The organism is Sorangium aterium, assembly GCF_028368935.1.
GTDB classification, from domain to species: domain Bacteria; phylum Myxococcota_A; class Polyangia; order Polyangiales; family Polyangiaceae; genus Sorangium; species Sorangium atrum.
In genome coordinates this window covers 215,568-236,422 of record NZ_JAQNDK010000004.1, presented here as the reverse complement: position 1 = coordinate 236,422, position 20,855 = coordinate 215,568, and the positions used below count along the sequence as shown (strand labels likewise).

The window sequence follows — 20,855 nt, the reverse complement described above, 5'->3', positions numbered from 1 at the left end:
GACGAGCCTCCCTTGACCCGTGCCGTACGCGGTCCGAAATGATGGTCCGAAGGGTGTCGCGCTGTGCGACCGCCACGCGCCCGCCCTCCAAGAAGGGTAGACGAACGCCCATGGAAACGAGAGAAGAACCGATCCACATCTGCCACGATCGAATACTGCCGCTCGCGCTGGAGGAGACCGCGAGGCGGATCGCCGTGCAGGAGAATCCGGCGAACGACGTCGACCTGAACATCGACGTGAACGATCCGAACCTCCCGCCGGCGGAGCGCATCGCGCTCATCGCGCAAAAGCGGTGGCGCCCCGGCAAGCGCCTGAGGATCCGCTTCCTCGACGGTACGCCCACGATGCAGGCAAAGCTCGCTCAATACGCGATGGAGTGGACGCAGCACGCGAACATCCAATTCGACTTCGGCGAGTCGGAGTTCGCGGAGGTCCGGATCTCCTTTTATGCCGACTCGGGCTCATGGTCGGCGATCGGGACGGACGCGCTGGTGCAGGAGTATTTTCCGCTCCACCAGCCGACGATGAACTTCGGGTGGCTGCGCGACGACACCGACGACGAGGAGTACTCGCGCGTCACGCTCCACGAGTTCGGCCACGCGCTCGGCGCCATCCACGAGCACCAGAACCCGCAGGGCGGCATCCAGTGGAACGAGGAGGCCGTCTACAGGTACTTCTCCGGCCCGCCGAACTATTGGCCCCGGGCAACGACCTACCGCAACGTCATCGCCAAATACTCGGCAAACCAGCTGATCGGGACGCGGTTCGATCCGGACTCGATCATGCTCTACGCCTTCCCCGCGACCCTCACTCGCAACGGCGTGGGAACCAGGTCGAACACCGGGCTGTCGCAGCAGGACATCGACTTCATCAAGATCGCCTATCCCAGGTGATCTGCGCCGAAGCCCGACATCGATAACCCACACGTTCGAGAAACCTCATGAACGACCAACGCAGCTCCGGCCCCCACGACGCGAGGATGAGCGAACCGCGGACGTCGAGCCCGACGTTCCGGGCGTTGCTCATCGGCATCGACTTCTATTTTCGGAACTCTCTCCCGAACGGCGCGACGTACTTGTCGCTGCGCGGCTGCGTGAGCGACGTCGACCGCGTCGAGAAGGCGCTGCGCGCGCGGGTGACCATGCCGCACGACATCAGGACGCTCCTTTCGCCGAACGTCGGGGACGAGGTGCCCGGTGGGCCGGAGAGCGCTTGGCCTACCTACAAGAACATGAAGGCGGCGCTGGATGGGCTGCTCGCCCGTACGCAGCCGGGCGACCACGTGTACATTCACTACTCCGGCCACGGCGGCCGCGTGCTCACGAAGTTCACCGACCTGAAGCCCGGCGGGTTTGACGAGACGCTCGTGCCGACGGACATCGGCGACGGCTCGCGCTACCTGCGCGACCTCGACCTCGCGTATTACCTCGACCAGCTCACGAGGAACAACCAGGCGACCGTGACCATCGTGCTCGACAGCTGCCACTCCGGCGGCGCGACGCGTGGAGTCAGCATCGCGACGCGCTGCGCGACGGGCGCCCGCGAGGGCACGGATCCCACGCTCGACACCGCGGAGCGCCCGACGGACGGCGTGGCCCCCGACGACGAGCTGTTCGCCGCGTGGACGCGGCTCGCAGCGACGGGCAGCGGGCGGCGCGCGGCGATCGCCACGACCTGGCTCCCCGAGGCCAGGGACTACGTGCTCCTCGCGGCGTGCCGCGACGTGGAGACCGCGCTCGAGGTGCGCTCGGAAGGTGGCCAGTCGACGGGCGTGCTGACCGCGGCGTTCCTCGAGGCGCTCGAGGGGCTCGGCAAGGACCAGACCTGGAAGACGCTCTACGAGGGCGTGCTCGCGAGCGTGCACAGCAAGTATCCGTCGCAGACTCCCCAGCTCCTGGGTCAGGAGGAGCGGCAGGTCCTCGGGGCCGAGCTGCGGCCGGTCGTGCACACGGCGAGGGTCGACGAGATCGACGCTCCGAACCGGAACCTGAAGCTGAGCGCCGGTCTCGTGACGGGCACCCCCGTGGGCGCGAAATTCGGGATCTACCCCCCGGGGACCACGGACTTCACGCAGGTCAACCTGCGCGCGGGAGTCGCCACCGTCTTCAAGGTGATGGCCGTGGAGAGCTGGGCGTCGCTGGAGGAGGGCGCCGCGATCGATGCTGTAGCGCTTGGCGCGCCCGCGCTCCTCGAGGACCTGGGATCCATCGAGCTGCGGCGGGCGGTCAACCTCTTTCACCGGAACGACCTGCCGCCGGAGATCGATCAGGATCAGGCGCTCGACGCCGTGGGCGCGGAGATCAAGACGAGAGGGCGAGGGTTCCTCGAGCTCGTCTCCGGCGGGACACCGCACTACCAGGTCGCTCTCGACAAGGATCGTCGCTACGAGATCTGGGACCCGTCGGGCGAGCCCATCCGGAATGTGGGGACGGTGGCGATCGGCGCACAGGATGCCGCCAAGGTCGTCGTCGATCGGCTGATCCATCTCCTCCGGTATCAGGCCATCCTGAAGGTCGCCGATCCGACCTCGGGGCTCAAGGACCGTATCCGCATCGAGCTCCTCGCCCCGCCGCAGGGGTGGTCGGAGAGCAGGCCGCCCGAGGGCGGGACCGTGATCGAGCCGGACGGCGACGCGTGCGTCATCGAGCCTGACAACTGGCTGTTCGTCCACGTCGTGAACGAGAGCGACAGCCCTGTCAACGTCGCCGTCGTCGATCTCGGCGATGACTGGGGGATCCGTGCCCTCGAACCTCCGCCGCCTGAGGGGCACATCCTCCCCACGCGGCGATATTCCACCGTGGACGCCAGGAGCGAGGCCCGTTTTGCGTTGCAGTTCTTCCTTTCCCAGGGGCGCGCCTCGTCGCTCGACGTCATCAAGATCTTCGCGACCCTCGACGATGCGGATTTCTGGTGGCTCCTGCACACGTCGATCGACAGCCCCGTGACCCGGTCGCTGACCACGAGGGACACGGCCGCATTCGACGCGCTGTTCCGGCTACGCGAGGCGCTCGACGCGGAGGAGAACGCGCTGCGCAGCGTGCGCCCCAGGTCCGCGCCGGGTGAGGCGTGGACCGCGAGACAGCTCCGCGTCGACACGCGGCGGAAGTGAGCCTCGATGGAGCGGGTGCGTGACACGGAGTGCCTGCTCGTCCCGGCGCGCGACGCCCCTCGTCAGGCGGCCCGCTGCTCGAGCGCGGCCCGCAGCGCCGAGACGGAGGCGCTGCGCAGGTACACGACGGGAGCCCCGTCCGCCGCGAGGGTCTGCATCTGATCGCGCAGCGCGTGCGAGACCATCGTCACCATGATCACGATGAGCGCGATCCTCCCCACGCCGTGGCGCGAGCCCGGCGGCACGCGGTTCTCGTAATGGCGCAGCGACCAGCCGTGCTTCTCGACCACATCGCGGTAGCGGCTCGACATGCCGCCGCTGCCCCCGATGACGAGCACCGTCTGATCCTCGCGCTTCCTGTCGACCGCCTGGGAACGCCGCTCCGCCTTCATGCCGTGTCTCAGAGCAAGGCGTAAGCCACGCTTCTCGAGCGATCATCTCGGCGCAAAACTCGTCGTTCTGGTCTATTCCCGGGGATTTCCGGGCAAATTGTCGGTGAGGCGCCGGGACCTTTGTCATCGTGACAGGGCGACCGCGCGGGCTCCGCGGCGCTGGCCACGAGGGCGCGCGGGCGCGCCGGCGCTGTGGTACGAGAGCGGCCCGCCCTCTCCTGCCGCCATGCCGTCTCCCCCCGCACCGCCCAGCGACGCGCCCCCGCCCGGCACCGTCGAGCGCTGGGCCTGGGATTACGTCCTCTCGACGGACCTCGAGCACAAGCTCGCTCCGCCGCCCGTGCCCTCCCTCTGGGAGTCGGATGCCAAGCTGTCGGCGCCTGGCGCCGCGCCGGCCCCGCCGCGGCGCCTCGAGCGACCTGGACGGCCCGCCGCGCTGCGCATCTCGGAGCGCGCGCAGAAGAGCCCGGGGCCCGAGGCGCTGCGCAACCCGGCGCGCCGCGCGCAGCTCTTCCATGCGTTCCTGCACCACGAGCTCCAGGCGGCGGAGCTCATGGCCTGGGCGCTGCTCGCCTTCCCCGAGACGCCGCGCGCCTTCCGCGGCGGCCTCGTCCGGATCGCCCTCGACGAGGTGCGCCACATGCGGCTCTACGCCGCGTACCTCGCCGCGATCGGCCACCGCTTCGGCGACTTCCCTGTGCGCGACTGGTTCTGGACGCGGGTGCCCGCCGCCGCGTCGCCCGCGCAGTTCGTGGCCGTGATGGGCATGGGCCTCGAGGGGGGCAACCTCGACCACACGGCGCGCTTCGCCGAGCGCTTCCGCGCCATCGGCGACCTCGAGGGCGCCGCGCTCACGGAGCAGGTCGGCGCGGAGGAGATCCCGCACGTGCGCTTCGGGGTCCGCTGGTTCCGCCGCTTCACGCAGGCGAGCGGGACCGCTGGCCAGGCGGCGCCTTCCACGTCTGCCGCAGGCCATCCGGCCGCCGCGGGTGAAGCCGCGCCGCGCGGGCCGGATGATGCCGCGCCGCCGCCTGGTGCGAGCGATTTCGAGGCCTGGGTCCGCCACATCCCGCCGCCCCTCTCGCCGCTGCTGATGCGGGGCGAGCCGATGAACCGCCGCGACCGCAGCCGCTCCGGCCTCTCCGAGCCGTTCCTCGACGCGCTGGCCTCATGGACCGAGCGAGCGCCTGGGTCCTGAACTTCGACGCCGACGAGGAGCTGGCGCGCCCCGCGGGGTACACCCCTCGCGCCGCGGTCGCCGGCCGGGCGCCCGAGCTCGCCGTCCGGGTCTCGGCCCTGCTGCGCCCCGGCGACGTCGTGCTGAGCCCCGAGCTCCCCTCGCCCCTCGTGCCGCCGGCGCCTCCTGGAACGCCGCTCGTCGGCCGCGCGTGGTGCCCAACGCCCCGCGCCCTTCGCCTCCTCGGCCGCGCCGGCGTCGCCCTCGCGGAGGCGCCGCCGCTCGACGTGCTCCGGCGCGTCAACCACCGGAGGTTCTGCGCGGACCTCGGCCAGACGCTGCCCGGCGCGCGCTACGTCGCCTCGCTGGCCGAGCTCGAGGCCGCGATCGCGGAGCCCACGCCGACGGGCCACTGGCTGCTCAAGCGGCCGTTCGGGTTCGCCGGGCGCGGCCGGCGCCGGGTCGCCCGCGGCGCCCTGCTGCCCGACGCGCGGCCCTGGGCCGTCGCGTCGCTCGACCCTGCGTCGCCGGACAGCGGCCTGCAGGTCGAGCCCTGGGTCGAGCGCCGCGGCGACTTCTCGCTGCACGGGCACGTCGCCCGCGGCGGCGCGGTGCGCCTCGGAGACCCGTGCATCCAGCGCTGCGACGCGAACGGGGCGTACCTCGGGGCCGCCCTGGCCGACGAGGGCGACCTCGGCGACGGCGAGCGCCGGGGGCTCGTCGAGGCCGCGCTCGAGGCGGGGCAAGCGCTCGCCGGCGCGGGCTATTTCGGGCCGTTCGGGATCGACGCCTTCCGCTGGGAGGACGAGCGCGGCGCGCTGCGCTGGAACCCGCGGTGCGAGATCAACGCGCGTTACACGATGGCGTGGGCCATCGGCATGGGCAGCGCGCGGCCTGATCTGGAGTGACCGAGGCCGTCCCCCAGGGCAGCGAGCACGAATTCTGGCAGCGGCGCCCTGCGGTCGAGCGCAGCGTCCTCCGGAGCTGCTCTCTTCCGCGCGCCAGACGCTCCTGGATCGTGCTGGGGTCCTGACCGAGCTCGGCCGTTATCTCCTCCACCGTATGTCCCAGAGCGGCGTCCACCAAGACGTCGCGCAGCGCAGGATCGATCCGGTCCAGGTGGCGGAGGCTGAGCCGCGCCTCCACCTGCCCGAACGGCGACGGCATAGGGTCATCGATCGCCGCATGCGCATACGAATCGCGGCCTTTCTCCCACCGACGCTGGAACTCCCTGTAATGCGTCGTATGGTGCCACACGACCACATCCAGCCAGCGCCTCGTGGCCTGCTTCATCGACAGGTGCTCGCGCGCAGGGACCGCTCCTGCCTCGACTGTCCTCCATACGGAGAGCAGGATATCCTGCATCACGTCGTCTCGGTCGCACTCTGGAACCTGGAGGCGGCGCAGCCTGTCCCTGATCATGGGCCTTTGCTGCACGATGGCATCGAATGCAACGCGTGCCTCGGGGCGCATGCCCAGGTCCACCGCATCCGAGGCACGGTGGCGCTCACCCATGGCTCCCTACTCCCGGAAGTGTCGTTTTTAGCGGCGAGCGCTCTGCATCCTCCCAATCGGACGCGTCAGCGGAGCTCGCCCCCGCTTCGTCACGCTGTAGCGGGACGCTCGTCAACGTCGCAGCTCGCCCGGCGAGCTCCGCCCCTGCGGCGGCGCGGACAGGGAGCGGCGATCGAAGCCGCGGCACCGGTGGCGGAGGGAGCTTCGCCCGCGGGCTCCTGGCAACGAGCTCGGGAGACGGCACCACGGGCGGAGGAACGTCGAGCGCGCGAGGAGGCATCGTGGGCGGAGGCGGCGGCGCCGAGCTCGGCGCCGGGGACGATGCCGACGCGGGACGCGCCGAGCTCTCGCGCCTGGTGACGGGCTCGCCCACCTGGATCACCGGGGTCTGCTCTGCGTCGGTCCGGTAGTCGTCGTGCAGCCGCCACAGGCGCTCCCAGTACCGAGCAGGCGTGCCGGTGAACGCCTCCAGCTGCCGGGCAAGGCCGGGCGTCATGGGAAGGTCGCTCCTGAGCAACTGCTCCACCTCCCTCGGCGATAACCCCGTACTCTCGGCCAGCTTTCTCCTCCACGAAGGGTTCGTCGCGCAGAGCGACTCGAGGACCCTGCCTGGCCTGGGGACGGGGCGCGCGCGGACGTCTGTCAGCTCTGCGAGCGCCGCATCGATGTGACAGTCCAGCAGGCGCCGGTATCGGTCCCGCTCCGCCGCTGCCTGCTCCTTCGCCTCGGTGAGGGCTGCCGCCTCGTCATCCTGCGCATGCTCGCGCGCCTCGCGAAGCCCGCGCTCGCGTCCCAGCGCTTCGCGCGCGGTGACGGCGAAGCCGATCGCGACGCAGGCTATCATCGCGAGCCCGAGCGGCGAAATGAGCCACATCGCACCGAGCAGATCCTCCATCGTCGTCATCGCGTTTCGTTTCCTGGACGTGACCGTTCTTGTCGGGAACAAGGCGGATCGAAGCCTTGTGCTGTCCGAAGACATCACGAGCGTCCCCGCCTGCTTGCCGTCAGAGCACTGCCGGTGGCTCAGCGCAGCTGTCGGAGCATTGCCTCGCGCTCGGCGGCGAGCAGCCCATCGGGGAACTCCCGCGCGTGGGCGTGCAGCAGCTGGAGCGCCTCGACGTCGGCCATGGCATTGCCAGCCTCGATAGCCCTCCGGGCCTGGTCGATCAGGCTCCTCTCGTGCTCGCTGATGACGGTCGGTCGAATGGCCCTCGCTGGAGATGCGGGCCGCCCGTTGGTCCTGGTCGAGGGAGCGGGCGTGCTGCTCGCCGCCGCCTGCGCACGCGCGCTTCCTTGATCGCTGACCGACGATATCTCACGCGCGATCGGCGCGGCGGGCGCCGCGGCGCCGTGCGCGCCGTCTCGCGCAGGGGACGCCACAGCATCCTGCGCTGCAGGCGGGGTGACGGGGACGCGGACCGCCGCCGCCCCGAGCCACGATTCCAGGTCGGCCAAGGGCGGCACAGCGGAGACGATCGCGCCGGTCACCAGGACGAGCGCCGACTGAACGAGGATCCTCACCCCCAGATGGCGCAGCGAGGCCACCCACGACGCGCGACGGCGGAAACCCAGCGCGAGCGACAGGAAGGCGCTGTCGTCCCTTCCCTGCGAGCGCTCCTGCGCCTGCCACCGCTCCCGCTGCACCCGGAGCTCCTTGTGCGCCCGCCAGTGTCGCGTCTTCACCGTGGCCAGCGGGAGTCCCTGCTCGGCGGCGATCTCGGCGAGCGGGACGTCCTGGAGATCGTGCTTGATCACGAGATCCCTGTACTTGGGATCGAGCTGGTCTATCAGCTCCCGCGTGAACTCTTCCTGCTGCCGTCTCCGGAGCAGCTCTTCCGGGGTGGGGCACTCGTCTCGGATCTCGCACTCATCGAACGACGTCAGCACCTCGCCGCGGCAGCGGGCGTCACGGACGTGGTTGCGCGCCTGGTTGACGGCGATCGTGACGCGGTACGGGGCTGGGTCTCCCCCCGGGTCGAGCCGCTTGTCGGCCTCCAGCCCCCGCAGCAGCGCTTCCTGGGCGACATCCTCGGCGTTTCGCTCCGGCACGCCGTGGCGCCGCGCGAGGCGCCGGAAGAGCTCGAAGCCGGGGGAGACGGGTGCTGGCTTGTCCACGGTAGGCAGCACACTTGAGCCGGTCGAAAGGCTTCAAAGAAATGAGACGGTGACCAATTTTGGTCAGATAATGTAGTGCAATGTAGAATAATTACCCACATTCAGTCGACCCTTGCGAACGGCTGAGCGCATTCAACTGATCGGCCGAAAATTCTCACAAAAACGGATCCAATCTGGCGATTTCTGTCGATTGACGCCAAGAGGACGGCATCACTAGCGTGACTGGATGCGTTGCATCGCGCATTCTCTCTCGATCTTTCTTGCGCTCGGGGTCGCGACAGGACTCACGCGCTCGGCCAGCGCGGACGACATTCAAGCGAAGGCGAAACCGAGCGGCAGTTCCTCGGTGAAGGACCATGTTCGCCGTGGTCAGAGGGCGCGCAATGCCGGGCAGTGGGTCGAGGCGCACGCTGCCTACAAGGCTGCTTTCGACGCCGCAGACCCGACGACCAGCACCGAGCGAGAGCGCGCGGAGCTCGCCGGTGAGCTCGGCCTTTGCGAGGTCGCGCTGCACAGGTACCGCGACGCGGCCGAGCACCTCTCCAGGAGCCTGGAACAGCGCGAAGCGCTTCCGGACGCGCTCCGGCGGCGGTTCGAGGCAGGACAGCGCGAGGCAGCGAAGCACATCGCGACGCTCGTGCTCGGGGTCGATCCGCCCGACGCCGAGGTGTTCATCGACGGCGAGCGCATCGACCAGGTTGCACGGACGTACACGCGCTTCTTCGAGCCAGGCAAACACATGGTGCGGGCCCGCGCACCGGGCCGTGAGGAGGCGCTCCATTCGTTCCTCGCCGTGGCAGGCGCGGAGCACGAGATCACGATGCAGCTGCCCCGTGCGGCGGCGAGCAGCGCCAAGGAGGCGAGCAGCGCCAAGGAGACCGCGACAGCGGCGCCGGCCTCAGCGCGCAGGTTGCCCGCCGCGCGCGCGCAGGCTCCCAGCCCGTGGGCCTCCTGGCCGGGGACGCTGCGCATCACGGGGATCGCCGTCTCGACGGCGGGCGTGGCGGTGGGCACCATCCTCATCGTTCGGGCGGGCAAGCTCGATGACGACCTGAGCGCCCGGCGTGACCTGCTCCAGGCCGAGCCGTCATCGAGCGCGTCGATGTGCTGGCACGCGCCTCGAAACTCGCCGTGTGGCGAGCTGGCGCGCCTTCAGGACGCGCGCAACACGTACGGCCGCGCCGGGCTGGCCGCGGTGATCACCGGCGGTGTCCTCGGGGCCATGACCGCCGCGTCATTCTTCACGGACTTCTCCTTCCTGGGAGTCAAACCGGCTGGGGATCGAGTCAATGTCTCGCCCGTGGCGAATGGGAGCGAGATCGGCGCGCGAATCGAGGGCGAATGGTGAGCACGAAGGGGGCCGAGAGAATGGCGGCGATGACGGGCCGAGGCGCCGTGAGGCCGGTCATCGCCCTCACAGTCTGCTTGTGGGGAGCCGGTACGCTGACGGCTTGCGCTAGCTATTCCGATGATTGCTCGGAAAAGCTCGCGTGTGCTCCCGAGCCGGAGCCTCCGCTCGACCCGTGCGCGGGAGAGCCCAGCACAGCGCCAGCGCTCGACAAATGCGGCGTGTTCGTCAGCGAGAACGGTGACGACAAGCACCCCGGCACGAAGGATGCGCCCGTGAAGACCTTGCAACACGCGGTCGGGCTCGCCGCGCACGGGCGACGCCACGGCGAGGCAGCGACCCGGCGCGTGTACGCTTGCGGCGGGAGGTTCGAGGAGGCGCTCGTGTTGCCCTCGGGCGTCGATTTCTGGGGCGGGCGGCGCTGCGAGGACGGCGAGTGGTCGTATGAGGGGTCCTTCGGCGGGCCGGATCACCCGACGATCATCGCTCCGGCGGAGGGGATCCCGCTGCGGGTCCTCGGGGGGAACGACGCGGTCATCGTAGGGGACGACGCGACCTCCGTGATCTTCGGCGTGCACGCCGTGGCGGCCGACGCCTCCGCGAGCGATGGAAAGTCGTCGATCGCGATGATCTTGAGTCCGGGTGCCAAGGCCAGGGTGGCGTCGAGCGATGTCATCGCGGGCAACGGCAAGGACGGGGAGGCGGGCAAGGACGCGCTCAGCGTCCGCGCGAAGGACGGCGAGCAGGGGAACCACGGCGCGGACGCATGTACCGCGGACGCCGCCGTGGGCGCCCTGCCCGTCGTGACCATGTGCGACGATGGGAGCGAGTCGACGGGCGGATACGGCGGCGACGGCGGACTCGACGTCGGCCGCGATGGCATGCCAGGAAAGCCGGAGCCTGCGGAAAATCCGCAAGGCTACGGGATTGCGGGGCTCGGCGCGGGCAGCGATCCGTGCACGAAGGGGGGAGACGGTGCGCCCGGTGCCAGCGGTGGCCGCGCTGACAGCGCGGCAGGTGAAGGCTACCTCAACATCCACGGATGGGTGGGTGTCCGGGGTGAGGATGGAAAGAAGGGCGGCGCCGGCCAAGGGGGGGGCGGCGGCGGCGGCAGCAAATCGCGTGGGCCCATGGTTGCGTGTCCTGGAGACCGCCCTCAAAGCGGTGCGGCCGGCGGCTCGGGGGGGAGCGGAGGTTGCGGCGGCCAGGGAGGCCGGGGCGGCGGCTATGGCGGAGCGAGCATCGCCATCGTTGCACTGGAGGACTCGGAGCTAGAACTCGACGCCACGAAGGTTGTCGCAGGCAACGGCGGCAATGGCGGGGTCGGCGGAACTGGTCAACCAGGCGGCGTTGGGCGGTTCGGCGGCCACGGGGGGAAGGGCTTCACTAACACGAACATGTGGGAGGCATGTGCTGGTGGCCTCGGCGGCAACGGCGGCCGCGGAGGTGATGCGGGCGGCGGGCTCGGCGGCGCTGCCGTCGGCATCGCGTACGTGGTCCCCCATCTGACCATCCTGCCCGGCACGACCTTCGAGGTTGGGGGAGCTGGAGAAGGCGGCCCCGCAGGCAACGCCGATGTCAATGAGGAGGTGGGCAGCGGCGCGCGCGGCCCACGAGGTCAACTCTATCGTTTCGGTGCGGCAAACGAGCCGCCCCGTTGAGTCGCTCACCGCGGCGCCGCCGTCGAGGAATACCGATGATGTCAAAAGACACGATGGTCTTGCCCCTTGCCCTCTCTCTCGCCACGGTTGGCTGCGAGAGCGCGCCAGGCCCCATCGGCGCCGATGATCCGCCGTGTGCGCTCACATCGTCGTGCCAGGACGAAGCACCGCCGGAAGCCCTCTGCCTCGAGCACCTTGCGGCCGATCGGTTCGACGACGGCTGCGGCATATTCGTCAACACTTTTTTCTTTGGCGGCGATGACGCGAATCCAGGCACCAAGGCCAGGCCGGTTGGCTCTCTCCGGCGCGCGATTGCCCTGGCGCGCATCGGTCGAGGAAGGGTGTTCGTGTGCAGCGACGTCTTTGAAGAGTCCGTCATCCTACCCTCTGGCGTGGACCTCTACGGAGGCCTTCATTGCCAGACATTCGAACGCTTCAAAGAGAGTGTCACGACCGGCATCACCATCCGGGAGCGCCCATCTCCCATTGTTCTGACGGTCGAGCCGGCAGGCGCCGGCGACACCGGGGCGGCCGATGGCGTCTCGACGATCGACCACGTCGACATCTCCGGCGGAACCCATATCGGGATGCTCGTTCGTTCGGGCTCCGTGGTCGAGTTCACCCGGGGCGCGATCCACGGATCCTACGGAGTTGGTGGCGGCCATGGCGAGAGGTGGCCCGGGTTGAATCAAGCCCCTGACGGGCGGCACGGAATCTACGGGGGGGATGCGTGCTCGGCAGCCACCGTCGCCGGCGGACCCGCGGTGGTGAACCCGTGCGAGGACGGGCTCCCGAGCGTCGGCGGCAAGGGCGGCGACGGGCGCGCCGACGGCGCTGGAGATGGAGAGGCCGGCGAGCCCGTACCCGCGCCGAACCCCGGCCACGAGGGGCAAGGAGGACTCGGCAACCGCGAAGACGGTGGTTGCGCCAGCGGCTTCTCCGGGAAAAGCGGCACGTGGGGCGCGGCCGGCGCAGCTGGCAAGGGCATCGGGCGGCTCACGGAGACCGGATGGGAGGGCGACAAGGCAGCCGAGGGGGGCCGCGGCATGCCGGGCCAGGGCGGTGGCGGGGGAGGCGGGCGTCGCGGCGGGCTCGCTGTGTGCGACGTGGCCTCCAAGGGGGGCGCAGCGGGCGGTTCGGGCGGCGCGGGGGGCTGCGGAGGTCGAGGCGGCCAACCGGGCGGGAACGGCCGTCCAAGCATCGCCATCGCCGTGCTTCACGCCAAGCTGACCGTGCGCGACAGCCTGCTCACGACGGACAACGCCGGGGGAGGTGGTGACGGCGGGCCGCCCGAGCGAGGCGGCGACGGCGGTCGAGGTGCACCGGGCGGGGCCGTGGGGGACGGCACCTGGTCGTGTGGCGGCGGCGAGGGCGGCCGAGGAGGCGACGGCGGCTACGGCGGCCCTGGACGCGGCGGCGACTCGATCGGCATCGCCTACCTCGACGAGGACCAGCTCACGCTGGAGGGCGTCAGGTACGAACTGGGACCGCCGGGTAAGGGCGGCGTGAGCTGGGATTGGTCTGGCGAAGAGTTCGCGGGGGAGGACGGCATCAAGGTCGAGACGCTTCGGTTCAGCGAATAGCCCCGGTCATCGGTCAAGGGTTCAACGAGAGAGCCTTGGTTTCATATGCCACCGAGCATGATGACGATATCGCTGGCCACGGCCTTTGTCCAAGGCACATTACCCCCAATTCAAACAGGCCCTCTCGCTCACCCTGCACCAGCGAATGGCGGACGCTGGGAGGCACGTCCACAGCAACCAGCCGCGGCAGATCGCTCGTAAGTCTTCGCCCTGACCTGACGATCGCTTGACCTGCTGCACCTTCGACGTCACCGTCCGCAATTTTCAAACACAAAATGAAATGTTGTCGACTAGGTAGCCGTTCTCGTGGTGGAGCGCCCATACGCTCTCGATCTCGATGTGGTCGGCGACGTCGCCATCCTATTTGAACAGCAGCTTGACGCGTCCCATGGATGCATCACCGGTCCGACTTGCGTGGCCGTGCGCGTCGTGGTCGTGAGCCACGACGAACGGCGCCGGGTAAGTGACCGTCTCGACGAGGCCGAGATCGTCATCGGGCTCACGGATGTGATGTGTGTGGCCGCGTTCACGTGCTTCTTGACGAAGGCCGGCGGGAGCGTGGTACGCGCAATCTCGGGCGGAACCGCGACGCGGGCAGCCGCAGTGCGAACTCAGACGCGAGGAAGCGCACCTCGGCGTAGAGCAGGCCAAGGGGCGCGTTGCGCAGCATCGGACCGACGACCTGGACATGGTCGGTTTCCGCGCGACGAGCCGATTCATTCGCGCAATTTACCCACCGGCACGTGCTGGGGATCGATGAACGCGTCATGTCGCGCGTAATGAAGAACCGCTACGAGCCGCTCTTCAGCCGACGTATCGCGCCGAAGCTGGGCCTCGAGCCCGACGATGGCGTCCCTGACTTGCTCAAAACTCAGGATGTACTCGAGGTCTTCGACCCTCCGAGGACGATGCCGATCGAACGGAAGAATGACGACGGGTGTGTTCAAGGTGACACTCGTTCCAGATGGAACATATAGGTCGTCATCGGGCTCGTACTTTTCCCACTCCTGAAGAACTTCTTTTAGTAGAGGTGTCCCCATTCACTCATCCCTCCCTGTCCGTTTGGGTGAAGTAGATTTTGCCAGGACGAGCCCGACGCGTGTTGCTCGATTGGAACCAGCTGAAGCACACCAGGTCTACCGGGAACGTGATGCCATGTCCACCCCGTGGGTGATCTTCCAAGAACGCGACCTGTTGGACTCAGGACCGTGCTCTCGAACTGTTGCCCTAGGGTTTGACGAAGCATTTGCGCGAGCTGTGGATCTGCCATCGCTTGAAGCAAGTTTTCATTCGCTGCGGCGAAGTGCGCAGGGTATCTGCCGACCCCGGCCTTCGGGATGGTGGTCTCGAACACCACCGAGTACGCTCTCGGTGTTGCCGTCGCGGCTCCCGCCGCTGCCGCCTCCTCCGCCGCCCCCAGCCCCCTTCCCATCCCGAAGACGGTGGCCGCGGCGATGACCATCGCCTTGGTCCCCGCCGCGCCCGCTGTCCGATAGTCATCCCGATCGATGGCAAGGGCCGTGTCCGCCGCGCCGCGGCCGATGTGGTAGAGCGGGTTGACGGCGTTGAGCGCGCCGACGGGGCCGGCTTCGTCGTAGCCGTGCCACATCGCGCTAGCGAACTCGTAGCCGCTGTACATCCCAAGCGTCAGCGCATTCAGCACGAGCATCCGCGCGATCCCTGCTCCGAGGTCGCGCGTCCCCTCCGCGGCGCCCAGCAAGGTCTGGCCGACGACGGTGCCTGGGCCGCCGACGCCCGAATGCTCCGGCGAGACGGTCACCGGCTGCGGCACATACCCAGATGAACTTCCGGTCGTGCCCACGTCGATAGGCGCCGTCGTGGCGCCGACCTCCACGGCCTCGCGCGGCCCTTCTTCAGGCTGGTTTGCTTTCGGCCGCGAGTAGAAGAGCTCTACGGCGTATTGTTCCGGGTGCACCACCGAGGAGACCGGCAGGATCGGCGCCTCCACCGGCTCTTCCTGGAACCCGCTCGGATCCACGTGATTGAGCGGGCTGTTGCGCACGTAGCTGTACGGATTCCAGCTCTGCCCGAAGGACGGAATCGAAATGATCGGGTCCGTCGTCAAGAACCGCCCGATCCTGGGATCGTAGATCCTGCCCTTCATGTTCACGAGCCCGAGGTCGTCGTCGCTCTCGTGTCCGGTGAACCCCTGCGTCGTCTCGCTCGGGAACGACGCGGGCGGGCGCTCCCCCCACACCGGGTTCCTGCGCTGCCCGAACGGGTCGTAGCTCCGCCGCTCGATCAAGCCGCCGTCCTCGTCGGTGAGCGCATCGATCGAGCCGAGGTGATCGACATGCACGTAGCGCGTGCCGTCGTCCGAGCCTCCCCGGGTCACGATCGCCACCACGCGCTCCGGCGAGTGGACGTGGAACCGATGCTCCACGGCGCCTGACGCCGCATCGGTGACCCGCTCGTACAGATCGCCGAAGTAGAGCGTCTCCTTTTCCGGGGTGATCTTGCGGATCCGCTGCTGGTCGCCGTCGTAGCCGAACGTGATGGTGCTCGCACCCTGCGTGATGCGCTCCGGCAGGTCGAACGCCCTATAGCGCACCGTCGTGCCGCCAGGCCGCGCCGTCTGATTGCCGACAGCGTCATGCGCGTAGCTGTCCGTACCCGCGCCGGTGATCGCATGCGGGTGCAGCGGGTCGTCATACGAGAGGTCACCGACGTCGGACTTGAAGCTGAGATTGCCGTTCGGGTGGTAGCCGTAGCGCAGGGCGCAGGGCGCCGACGCGCTCTCGAGATCGCTGAAGTACGCGCACGTCAGCCGATGGAGCGAATCGTACCGGAAACGCTCCGTCGTGTTCTCGGGCTGGAGCGCGTCGGTGCGGCGCGTGAGATTCAGGAGATCGTCGAACCCGTAGTCCAGGTCCTGCACCTCACCAGCGCGGCTCTGCGTCGCCATGTGCCTCAGGCGCTGCTTGTCCGCGAAGTAGCTCCGCTCCGTGACAGCGCCGTTGCCGAACACCTCCTCCCGGAAGCGCCCCGCATCGTCCACGTCCGTCAAGCGCCAGTAGGCGAGGTTCGTTCCGCTGTCGCGCACGGCGAGCACATGACCGTGCGCGTCGCGATCGTGGGCCACGACGAACGGCGCCGCGCCGGCCGGCGCCGGGTACGTGACCGTCTGGACGCGGCCGAGCTCGTCGTAGCCCAGCCTGGCCTCCAGGGGAGAGCGCTCGCCGTCGAGGCGGAGCGCGATCGTGTCGAGCTGCCCGCGACCGGTGTACCCGTACGCCTTCTCTCCATCCGGGCTCGCGAGCGTGTGCAGCTTGCCGACGCCATGCGCCGCGGTGTCCCAGGTCCACGTGGTCGTCAGGCTCTCCGCGCCGTCCTGGTCCACGCGTGAGCGGGGTCGACCGAGCGCGTCGTACGTCCACGTGACCTTTCGCTCGAGCGCATCGGTCGACGAAATCAGCTCGCCGAAGCCGTCATGGATCGAGACCGTCGTGCCCCGATCGGGATCGTCGAGCTGACGGACGCGGCCGAATGCGTCGAGCGTCGTGCGCGTCAGCGCCTCGCCCGGATCGGTGACCGTGTGCAGCAGTCCGAAGGGGCCGTACGCGTAACGGGTGATCCCGTCGGCCGCGTCGGTGACGGTCTTGATGCGCCCCAGCGGATCCTGCTCGGTCACGGTCACGTGGTCGAGCGGGTCGGTGACGCGCACGCGAAGGCCATCGTACTCCGTCGTCGTGACAGCATTCCACGGCGTCGTATGGCGCACCTCGCGGCCCACGGCATCGTACTCGTAGCGATCGTACAGGATCGCGCTCTCGGGCGTGTCCTCCCTGACCGGCACGGAGCGCCGCGCGATGTTCTCGCCCAGCGCGTCGTACCCGATCTCCTGCATGATGCGCTTCGCACCGCCCGAGCCCTCCGACGGTTCCGGTTCGGGCCCGTATCCCAGCCACCGGATCGGGCGGCCGAAGCTGTCGAACTCCACCGTATCGTCGGCACCGCCGGTCGTGATCCTCTGCTGCCTCACCCGCCACGCATCCTGCGCCGGGCCACCGTCCTCGGTGCGGGAGAGCGTGACCGTCGTCGTCGTGCCGTCCGGACGCGTCTCGATGCCGAGTCGCCCGAATCCGTCGTGTGCCCACGTCGTCACGAGCTGATTCGGATCAACCTGCTTGAGGAGCACGCCTAGCGCGTCGTCGAAGTCTACGAGCGTGGCATGCCCGGCCGCGTTCACGTACTTCTCGGGGAACATGCCCTCCTCGTCGAAGTCCGTGCTGGATGTGCGCTTGTGCCCGAAGGCGTCCTCCGCCGTGACGCTGGTGATGTTCCCGAAGTCGTCGCGCGCGTAGGTAAGCTTCAGCTTCGTGTCCGGCAGACCGTCGTCGCTCTCGGTGGACTCGGTCTCGACCTCGCCGTAGATCGTTGTCGTTCGCGTGAGGGTCCTGCACTGCGACATCCCCGCCGCCGCGCTGCACTCCTTCTGCGTCTCGAGCTGGCCGAGGACCCAGCGCTCCGTGTCGTTCTTGAACGACCGCGTGACCTTGAGCGTCAGGTCGACGCCCTCCGTCGAGACCTCCTCGGCGCGCACGTTGCCGAACGTGTCGAAGTCCGTCACCTTCGATGCCGAGTCGCGCAGCAGCGTCGCGCCGTCGCCGCCGCGCCCGATCTCCCGCACGTACGCCTCGACAGAGGGCACCGCGCCGCCCGGGGGCGGATAGACCCCTTGCGCTCGCCTCACCCGGCGATCGGTGGGCAGCGTGAAGTACGTGGCGCCGTCGTTGGTCGGCACGAGCGTCCGCGTCACGTCGCTGAACGAGAGCTCGATCTGCTCCGGTCTGGGCTGGCTTGCGAGCCCCGGAGCGCCGTGCCACGTCCGCTGGACGCTCCCCGCGAAGGGAAAGACCTGGAGCCCGTCGTCGAAGGTGACGTGGTCGTAGACGTCAATCGTCACGGCACCCGTGTCCAGGTCGGTGACGATCCGCTCGCCGAACCCGAGAAATCCGCGGCCCAGCCGGTGGTAGCGTCCGTCGCGGTAACCGACCTCAAAGCGCCTTGCTCGATCCGCGCCGTTGTTGAGCGCGTACGCGCTGACCACCCGGCGAGGGCCCACGACGCAGCGCCGCGGATAGCCGCAGTCGTCCGCCGCGCCGGAACGCGCGACGTAGAGCGCGCTCCTCCGGTTCGGATCCTCCTCTGCGCCTCCGCTCGTGACCGGCGCATCGGTCAGGTGGCCGTACGAGATGCTCACGTTGGGCACGAAGCCCGGCTCGGTCGGCTCGTGCGCGTTCATCCCGTCAGAGACCGCGACCAGGAGATCCTGGTCGGCCGAGAGGTTCTGGAAGACGTTGAACACACCGCCGAGCGGCAGGATAACGTCCTGGGCCCCGTCCCCATTGAGATCGCCGGTGCGCGGCCCGTGCGGATCGGCGAGCGTGATCGCATCACCGAGCTTGGCCTCGAAAGGAACCCCTGCGTCGACGAGCTTGAACGGCGGCCCCTCCAGGTCGCCCGTCGCTTGCAGGACGGCCCAGGAGGGGAGGACATTGGAGCCACTCAGCAGCATGCCTGGTGGGACGGGCATGAGGAGATCCTGCCGTCCATCGCCGTTGAAGTCGAGCGGCACCGCCAGGCGGAAAAGCGCGTCCTGGTCCTGGACCCCCAGCAGATCCCCGAAGCTGAACGCGTCGACGGTCCGGAACGGCGATATCACGAACGTCGACCCCGTGTTGAGGTAGGTGTAGAGCTGGCCGCTAAAGCCGGATTCGACGGCATCGGGCAGGCCGTCGCCGTTGACGTCGAGAAAGACGACGCGGCCCTCGCGCGGCACGACAGGGAGCTTGGTGTCGATGACCCCCCAGCGTCCCTCGCCCCGGCGCATGATCGCCTCGTAGCTATCTTTGATGAGGGCCGTCCCGTCGTCAAACAACCTCACGGAGGGCACGATGAGATCGATCTTGCTGTCGGCGTCGATGTCGAGCGTGTGGAGCTCCATTGCGCAGGGATAGCCGGTGAGCAGCTCGATCGACTCGCCCGTGGGGTCGAATCCCGCGGGCGTCGTGCCGCGCGCGGGCCTCCAGAGGTGGACGGTCCACACCGCGGAGAGCGGGTCCGGCACCAGCTCCTCGGCGTGGTCCTGACACTGGATCAGATCCGGCACCGAGTCGCCGTCGAGATCGGCGAGGTGCACCGAGGCGCCGGCGCGTCTCAGGCTCGGCGGCGCAGGCGTGACCCCGAGCGGGAACGGCCGGCGGATGCCCGTGTCATGGAGCGCGAAGGTCCGGTTTGGCTGGGACAGGAGCACGTGCCATGTGGTCTTGGTGTCGAAGACGTCGTGGAGAAATACGTCCATCTGCCCATCGTCGTTGTAATCGAGCACCGTCCCGAGCTCGGGCTGAAGAAGGGCCGGGTCGGACGGTCCATCCGGATCGGCGACGAACAGCCAATCCTCGAGGAAGGCGAGCTCCGGCGCCGCGAGAAAGGACGGCGAGGCGCGGGGCCCGAGGTTGCGCGCCACCCCCCACGCGGTGATCGGATGCGACGGCGTGCTGGGCCCCGCGACGATGTCCGGAATCACGAGATCGTCGAGGCCGTCGGCGTCGATGTCGAACACCATCGGGCTGGCCTTCTCGGAGACCGGCTTGTCGATGTCCGTCGTGAGCCGCTCGAATCCGGGCTTTCCGCGGCTGTACTGTAACCGTGTCGGAGGCTTGCAGACCCCGTCGCTCGCGCACTCCTCGACCTGGGTCAGGAGCGTCCGGCTCGTCGTCGGGCTCAGCTCGTAGCGGAAACCGTAGCTCCGGACCAGCGCGTCGCCCGGACCGAGCATCTGGATCTCCTCCAGGCGGAGCGAGCGCTGGAGCGCCACGCCGCCCGAGTAGCCCGTGCGAACCGCGGCGGCATCCTTGGTCCCATAGACGAAGCGCACCGCCCGGGAAGGCTCGAGCGACGGCGTGCCCTCGAAGCTCGTGTAGCGGATCTCGTCCACCGCATATTCGGCCGCATGGCCGTCCTCGGCCTCTGCGAGGCAATATGCGTACGTCATGGCGTTTCCGCGGCCGTCGCGGGCCTCGTTCGCCAGCCACGCGCGCGGGACGCCGCCACGCGCGAGCGGCTTGCTGCCCTCGGTGCGCCCGTACTCGACCATGCGGCCGGTGGGCAGATAGGCCTCGAAGAAGAGCGCCTCGGCGGGCGCGCCGCGTTCCGGAGGGTAGTGACCGACCACCTTCACGAAGGTATCCGGGAACGTGCGGTACTCGATGGTTCCCGGCCCCTCTCCCACGGGGACGAGGCGCTGGCCGTCGAGGCAGAGCGCGTCGTCGCCGCCGTAGCGCACGCCGCGGATCTCCCCGTCTTGCGCGAGGCTCTTCGGACATGGTGTGATCGCGGACAGCCCGGTGAGGGAGAAACCGTTGCCGAGCACGCCGTCGCCGCCGTCGCTGCGGTAGACGATCTGGAGCCCAGGACCCATGCCCGCACGCGAGGGCGGGGTGGCCAGGTCCATGGCGTACACGGACTCGCCGGTGCTCGTGATGGAAAACGTCCCCGGGATGGTGCCGGCGGCGACGGTCTCTACCTCTGGCGCGGGGCGGGACGTGGCAGGGCTGTGCGCGCGCTGTGTCCGGCAGGCGACGAGGCCAGGCGGATCCGGAGGCGGCTCACCGAAGACGCACTGGCACCCGCCCGACCCGAGCACGCAAGCGAGAAACATCCAGAGCGGGACCAACGCCCGGAGCGACCAACGCGGAAATGGCGACATCGCAGCCTCCCCGGCGAACAGCAGTGCCACGGCGCTGCATCGCGCGTCAAGCGCTGCGCTCCTGCTGAACCGCACCATCCATGCCGGGGTCGAGGCATTCGTGAATGCCTCTGCCGCTGTCCGACGTGCACGCGGCGGACGCCACAGCTTCGCTCATCGAGGCGCGATTGGCCGTTTATGATAAAGTCACGGCGAGGAGAGGGCCATCCGAGCGTGAACGCGC

At 69.1% G+C, this 20,855-nt stretch carries 13 protein-coding genes; 7 read left to right on the top strand and 6 right to left on the bottom strand.

Annotation, left to right across the window (positions count from 1 at the left end; genetic code table 11):
- The first annotated feature begins 110 nt into the window (after positions 1–110).
- Positions 111–893 carry a M12 family metallopeptidase gene (locus POL72_RS32240; protein WP_272100370.1) on the top strand — a complete coding sequence of 261 codons (783 nt, stop codon included), beginning with the start codon at positions 111–113 and terminating at the stop codon, positions 891–893.
- A gap of 47 nt (positions 894–940) precedes the next feature.
- Positions 941–3,109: a caspase family protein gene (locus POL72_RS32235; protein WP_272100368.1), complete on the top strand. Its 2,169-nt coding sequence runs from the start codon at positions 941–943 to the stop codon at positions 3,107–3,109.
- Between the two features lie 62 nt (positions 3,110–3,171).
- Here POL72_RS32235 and POL72_RS32230 read toward each other — a convergent pair whose 3' ends face one another.
- Entirely contained in the window at positions 3,172–3,501 is a 330-nt protein-coding gene (locus POL72_RS32230; RefSeq protein ID WP_272100366.1) for a DUF2325 domain-containing protein, read from the bottom strand.
- A gap of 226 nt (positions 3,502–3,727) precedes the next feature.
- On the opposite strand from POL72_RS32230, the gene POL72_RS32225 reads away from it, so the two are divergent.
- Both POL72_RS32225 and POL72_RS32220 read left to right on the top strand, forming a co-directional pair.
- Positions 3,728–4,699: a ferritin-like domain-containing protein gene (locus POL72_RS32225; RefSeq protein ID WP_272100364.1), complete on the top strand. Its 972-nt coding sequence runs from the start codon at positions 3,728–3,730 to the stop codon at positions 4,697–4,699.
- Positions 4,672–5,586 carry a hypothetical protein gene (locus POL72_RS32220; protein WP_272100362.1) on the top strand — a complete coding sequence of 305 codons (915 nt, stop codon included), beginning with the start codon at positions 4,672–4,674 and terminating at the stop codon, positions 5,584–5,586. The genes POL72_RS32225 and POL72_RS32220 overlap by 28 nt, the downstream gene beginning before the upstream one ends.
- On the opposite strand, the gene POL72_RS32215 is transcribed toward POL72_RS32220, so the two are convergent.
- The 3 genes from POL72_RS32215 to POL72_RS32205 form a co-directional block, all read right to left on the bottom strand.
- Entirely contained in the window at positions 5,522–6,193 is a 672-nt protein-coding gene (locus tag POL72_RS32215; protein ID WP_272100360.1) for an RNA polymerase sigma factor, read from the bottom strand. The genes POL72_RS32220 and POL72_RS32215 overlap by 65 nt on opposite strands.
- Positions 6,186–7,088: a helix-turn-helix transcriptional regulator gene (locus POL72_RS32210; protein WP_307730656.1), complete on the bottom strand. Its 903-nt coding sequence runs from the start codon at positions 7,086–7,088 to the stop codon at positions 6,186–6,188. Before POL72_RS32210 ends, POL72_RS32215 begins: the two co-directional genes overlap by 8 nt.
- A 128-nt stretch (positions 7,089–7,216) precedes the next feature.
- On the bottom strand, positions 7,217–8,308 hold the full coding sequence (locus POL72_RS32205) for an RNA polymerase sigma factor (protein ID WP_272100356.1): 1,092 nt from the start codon (positions 8,306–8,308) through the stop codon (positions 7,217–7,219).
- Between the two features lie 346 nt (positions 8,309–8,654).
- Here POL72_RS32205 and POL72_RS32200 point away from each other — a divergent pair, with 346 nt between their 5' ends.
- The 3 genes from POL72_RS32200 to POL72_RS32190 all read left to right on the top strand — a co-directional run bounded on the left by POL72_RS32200 (position 8,655) and on the right by POL72_RS32190 (position 12,900).
- Positions 8,655–9,656 carry a hypothetical protein gene (locus tag POL72_RS32200; RefSeq protein WP_373372268.1) on the top strand — a complete coding sequence of 334 codons (1,002 nt, stop codon included), beginning with the start codon at positions 8,655–8,657 and terminating at the stop codon, positions 9,654–9,656.
- A gap of 20 nt (positions 9,657–9,676) precedes the next feature.
- Positions 9,677–11,317, top strand: coding sequence for a hypothetical protein (locus POL72_RS32195; protein WP_272101785.1), 1,641 nt, complete (start codon positions 9,677–9,679; stop codon positions 11,315–11,317).
- Between the two features lie 392 nt (positions 11,318–11,709).
- A complete protein-coding gene (locus tag POL72_RS32190; RefSeq protein ID WP_272100351.1) occupies positions 11,710–12,900 on the top strand; it encodes a hypothetical protein in 1,191 nt (396 codons plus the stop codon).
- Between the two features lie 716 nt (positions 12,901–13,616).
- Here the strand turns inward: POL72_RS32190 and POL72_RS32185 are convergent.
- Both POL72_RS32185 and POL72_RS32180 read right to left on the bottom strand, forming a co-directional pair.
- Positions 13,617–13,940, bottom strand: a complete 324-nt coding sequence (locus POL72_RS32185) for a DUF7716 domain-containing protein (protein WP_444547645.1) — start codon at positions 13,938–13,940, stop codon at positions 13,617–13,619.
- Positions 13,922–20,632, bottom strand: coding sequence for an RHS repeat-associated core domain-containing protein (locus POL72_RS32180; RefSeq protein ID WP_272100348.1), 6,711 nt, complete (start codon positions 20,630–20,632; stop codon positions 13,922–13,924). Before POL72_RS32180 ends, POL72_RS32185 begins: the two co-directional genes overlap by 19 nt.
- Positions 20,633–20,855 lie beyond the last annotated feature (223 nt).